This window comes from Acutalibacter sp. 1XD8-33, assembly GCF_003612555.1.
Taxonomy (GTDB): Bacteria; Bacillota; Clostridia; order Oscillospirales; family Acutalibacteraceae; genus Acutalibacter.
The window spans coordinates 1-5,411 of record NZ_RAZF01000060.1; the positions used below are offsets into that span (position 1 = coordinate 1).

2 tRNA genes and 2 rRNA genes are annotated in these 5,411 nt (G+C 51.9%); all 4 read right to left on the reverse strand.

The annotated features are described in order from the left end of the window. Positions 1-22 precede the first annotated feature (22 nt). Positions 23-2,853 (reverse strand): 23S ribosomal RNA (locus tag D7X94_RS17555). Positions 2,854-3,163: 310 nt separating this feature from the next. Further along, positions 3,164-3,240, reverse strand: a tRNA-Ile gene (locus D7X94_RS17560). 238 nt (positions 3,241-3,478) lie between these two features. After that, a tRNA-Ala gene (locus D7X94_RS17565) sits at positions 3,479-3,554 on the reverse strand. Positions 3,555-3,694: 140 nt separating this feature from the next. Continuing rightward, positions 3,695-5,228 (reverse strand): 16S ribosomal RNA (locus D7X94_RS17570). Together the 16S and 23S rRNA genes with 2 tRNA genes alongside form the textbook arrangement of a ribosomal RNA operon. Positions 5,229-5,411 lie beyond the last annotated feature (183 nt).

A 5,411-nucleotide genomic window follows, 5' to 3' on the forward strand; every position in this document is an offset into this window, starting at 1 on the left:
AATCGAAAAGGGAGGGAACAAAATGGTCAAGCCCTCGGCCTATTAGTACTGCCAAGCTGAACATGTTACCATGCTTACACACGCAGCCTATCAACCTTGTAGTCTACAAGGGGCCTTACTAGCTTACGCTATGGGATATCTAATCTTGGAGGCGGCTTCACGCTTAGATGCTTTCAGCGTTTATCCGTTCCACACATAGCTGCCCAGCCGTGCCATTGGCATGACAACTGGTGCGCCAGAGGTGTGTCCATCCCGGTCCTCTCGTACTAAGGACAGCTCTCCTCAAATATCCTGCGCCCACGACAGATAGGGACCGAACTGTCTCACGACGTTCTGAACCCAGCTCGCGTGCCACTTTAATCGGCGAACAGCCGAACCCTTGGGACCGAATACAGCCCCAGGATGTGACGAGCCGACATCGAGGTGCCAAACCTCCCCGTCGATGTGAACTCTTGGGGGAGATCAGCCTGTTATCCCCAGGGTAGCTTTTATCCGTTGAGCGACGGCAATTCCACACTCTACCGCCGGATCACTAACTCCAACTTTCGTTACTGCTCGGACCGTCATCCTCGCAGTTAGGCCAGCTTATGCGTTTACACTCAGTAGCACGGTTTCCATCCGTGCCGAGCCGACCTTTGAGCGCCTCCGTTACTCTTTTGGAGGCGACCGCCCCAGTCAAACTGCCCACCTAACAATGTCCCCCGGCCAGATTCATGGCCGCAGGTTAGAATTCCAACAATCTAAGGGTGGTATCCCAAGGTTGGCTCCCTACAAGCTAGCGCTCGTAGTTCGCTGCCTCCCACCTATCCTGTACATAAATTATCGAAACCCAATATTAAGCTGCAGTAAAGCTCCATGGGGTCTTTCCGTCTTGTCGCGGGTAACCGGCATCTTCACCGGTACTACAATTTCGCCGGGCGGGTAATTGAGACAGTGCCCAGATCGTTACACCATTCGTGCGGGTCGGAACTTACCCGACAAGGAATTTCGCTACCTTAGGACCGTTATAGTTACGGCCGCCGTTTACTGGGGCTTCAATTCAATGCTCTCACATCTCCTCTTAACCTTCCAGCACCGGGCAGGTGTCACCCCCTATACTTCATCTTTCGATTTAGCAGAGAGCTGTGTTTTTGCTAAACAGTCGCCTGGGCCTATTCTCTGCGGCCACATCTCTGTGGCATCCCTTCTTCCGAAGTTACGGGATCAACTTGCCGAGTTCCTTAACTACCCTTCTCCCGTTGGCCTTAGAATCCTCTTCCTGTCCACCTGTGTCGGTTTGCGGTACGGGCGCCTGAGATATACACAAGACTTTTCTCGCCCTCGTCCAAGCACGCTTCCCTACTATAATTTCGGTCCCTTGCGCCCGGGGCAACCATCGCCCGGGTCGTGCCCTTTCAAGGTGTCCTCTTGCTTAAATCTTTCGGCGGCTACGGAATTTCCACCGTATGTGCATCGGCTACGCCTCTCGGCCTCACCTTAGCTCCCGGCTAACTTGGAGCGGACGAACCTTCCTCCAAAAACCTTAGACTTTCGGCCAATATGATTCTCACATATTTCTCGCTACTCATTCCGGCATTCTCACTCGTATGCAGTCCACCAGCGCTTCCGCTCTGACTTCACCCCGCATACGACGCTCTCCTACCATGCATTGCTGCATCCCAAGCTTCGGTGTACACTTTAGCCCCGTTAAATTTTCGGCGCAGGGCCACTCGACCAGTGAGCTATTACGCACTCTTTTAATGAGTGGCTGCTTCTGAGCCAACATCCTGGTTGTCTGTGCAACCCCACATCCTTTTCCACTGAAGTGTACTTTGGGACCTTAGCTGTGGGTCTGGGCTGTTTCCCTTTTGACAATGAAACTTATCTCCCACTGTCTGACTCCTGTACATCAATTAGCCGGCATTCAGAGTTTGATAGGCTTCGGTACCCTCTCGGGCCCTAGGCCATTCAGTGCTTTACCTCCGGTAATCTAATACAAGGCTAGTCCTAAAACTATTTCGGAGAGAACCAGCTATCTCCGGGTTCGATTGGAATTTCTCCGCTACCCACACCTCATCCGCTACCATTTCAACGGGAGTCGGTTCGGTCCTCCATGGAGTTTTACCTCCACTTCAACCTGGACATGGGTAGGTCACCCGGTTTCGGGTCGAATACAACTGACTTCATATGCCCTATTCAGACTCGCTCTCGCTACGGCTCCGAGCCTTAAGCTCTTAACCTCGCCAGTTACATTCACTCGCCGGACCATTCTACAAAAGGTACCCGATCACCCTTTGACGGGCTCTCGGTGCTTGTAAGCACAAGGTTTCAGGTTCTCTTTCACTCCCCTCCCGGGGTTCTTTTCACCTTTCCTTCACAGTACTATACTCTATCGGTCACCAGGTAGTATTTAGGCTTGGAGGGTGGTCCCCCCGTATTCCCACCGGGTTCCACGTGCCCGGCGGTACTCTGGATACAGCTAGCTCATTTCCCCTTTCGCCTACGTGACTCTCACACTGTCTTGTCAGCCTTCCCATGCTGTTCGGCTAGGTTTCGTGATACACATCGCTGTCCAAACCCCAGCGGTATTACTACCCCTGGTTTGGCCTCTTCCGCGTTCGCTCGCCACTACTAGCGGAATCTCGGTTGATTTCTCTTCCTCGCCCTACTTAGATGTTTCAGTTCAGGCGGTTCCCCTCATAGGGCTATGTATTCACCCTATGATGACTGGACATAACTCCAGCCGGATTGCTCCATTCGGAAATCCACGGCTCAATGCCTACTTACGGCTCCCCGTGGCTTATCGCAGTTAATCGCGTCCTTCTTCGGCTCCTGGTGCCAAGGCATTCCCCTTGCGCTCTTTGTAGCTTGACCATATGTGTTCTCGCTTTGAATAAGCTCTCGCTTATTACCCTTTTGAAATTGCAGTTTTACCTTAATAAGACTCTAAAAGACTTATCTCTAAATAAAACTCTCGATTTCTGTCTGCTTTCGCTTTATTCAGTTTTCAAGGAACTGTTGTTGACATTGGCTCGGCTTTCGCCTCACCAAGTCACGGAATTTAACTTTGCTCACTTCGTTCGCCTTTCTTCGAAATTGCTTTGCAATCCTCAGAAATTGTTAAATTCCTGCCTCAATCCGCTTCGCTAGCTTCTCAAGGCTCTTCAATTTCGCCCTTTCGGGCTGGTGGGCTCAAGTGGACTCGAACCACCGACCTCACGCTTATCAGGCGTGTGCTCTAACCTGCTGAGCTATGAGCCCAAGATTGATTTCGCGAAGCGAAATCAACTTGCCGAGTTTGTTTTGAACACCCCGTGTTCCATTTTCCTTCGGAAAACCACAAACTCTTAGGCTTTCTGCTTCGCTAGTTGCTCGCTCCACAAATTTAGCTTGCCGAGTTTTCGCTTTGAATGCTCCGCATTCAATTTTCCCTTCGGAAAAACCGCAAACCCTGCCAAACTAATCCGCTAAGCTGCCGGTTGTCTGTCCCTCTTGCCCTTGGTGGAGATGAACGGGTTCGAACCGATGACCCCCTGCTTGCAAAGCAGGTGCTCTCCCAGCTGAGCTACACCCCCATTTATGAAAGGTGCTCCCTTTCTTCTCCCTGAGAATCTTCTTTGAAAGACCCTCAAAATTAAACAACGATTAACATTCTTCCCCGTGCCCGACCTAGGATGTTATACCAAAAGCTCTCGCTCTCGTAAAGTCTCCATAGAAAGGAGGTGATCCAGCCGCACCTTCCGATACGGCTACCTTGTTACGACTTCACCCCAGTCGCCAATCCTACCTTCGGCAGCGCCCTCCTTGCGGTTAGGCTACTGACTTCGGGCATTACCGGCTCCCATGGTGTGACGGGCGGTGTGTACAAGGCCCGGGAACGTATTCACCGCGGCATGCTGATCCGCGATTACTAGCAATTCCAACTTCACGCAGGCGGGTTGCAGCCTGCGATCCGAACTGAGACCATTTTTAGGGTTTTGCTCTGCCTCGCGGCTTTGCCTCCCTCTGTTAATGGCCATTGTAGTACGTGTGAGGCCCAGGTCATAAGGGGCATGATGATTTGACATCATCCCCACCTTCCTCCGTTTTGTCAACGGCGGTCCTGCTAGAGTGCTCTTGCGTAGCAACTAACAGTAAGGGTTGCGCTCGTTGCGGGACTTAACCCAACATCTCACGACACGAGCTGACGACAACCATGCACCACCTGTCTCCGCTTTCCCCGAAGGGCACCTAACGCATCTCTGCCTCGTTAGCGGGATGTCAAGACCTGGTAAGGTTCTTCGCGTTGCATCGAATTAATCCACATACTCCACTGCTTGTGCGGGCCCCCGTCAATTCCTTTGAGTTTCAACCTTGCGGTCGTACTCCCCAGGTGGATTACTTATTGTGTTAACTCCGGCACGGATGGGGTCAGTCCACCCACACCTAGTAATCATCGTTTACAGCGTGGACTACCAGGGTATCTAATCCTGTTTGCTACCCACGCTTTCGTGCCTCAGCGTCAGTTAAAGCCCAGTAGGCCGCCTTCGCCACTGGTGTTCCTCCCGATCTCTACGCATTTCACCGCTACACCGGGAATTCCGCCTACCTCTACTTCACTCAAGCTACGCAGTTTCAAAAGCAGTTCATGGGTTAAGCCCATGGATTTCACTTCTGACTTGCCTAGCCGCCTACGCACCCTTTACACCCAGTAAATCCGGACAACGCTCGCTCCCTACGTATTACCGCGGCTGCTGGCACGTAGTTAGCCGGAGCTTCCTCCTCTGCTACCGTCATCATCTTCACAGAGGACAGAGGTTTACAATCCGAAAACCGTCTTCCCTCACGCGGCGTTGCTGGTTCAGGGTTTCCCCCATTGACCAATATCCCTCACTGCTGCCTCCCGTAGGAGTCTGGGCCGTGTCTCAGTCCCAATGTGGCCGTTCAACCTCTCAGTCCGGCTACCGATCGTCGGCTTGGTGGGCCGTTGCCCCGCCAACTACCTAATCGGACGCGAGCCCATCTTTCAGCGGATTGCTCCTTTGATTACCAAGCCATGCGACTCAGTAATGTCATGCGGTATTAGCGTTCGTTTCCAAACGTTATCCCCCTCTGAAAGGCAGGTTGCTCACGCGTTACTCACCCGTCCGCCACTAAGATACACAAGAATCAATAGCAAGCTACATCTTCAGCGCGTATCTCCGTTCGACTTGCATGTGTTAGGCACGCCGCCAGCGTTCGTCCTGAGCCAGGATCAAACTCTCTAAAATATGGTATCTAAAAGCGTCTCCGCCTTTAAATCTATCTTAGAGCCTCAATCGACTCAACAAAGCACTTGGCTTCTTGTCACAGATTTTTCAGGTTCTGCTTCCTGTTCCTTCTTCTCAAGCTCTCACTCTCAAAGAATTCACGGGTCTTCCTGTCATCGTTGTTTAATTTTCAAGGTCCTTCAA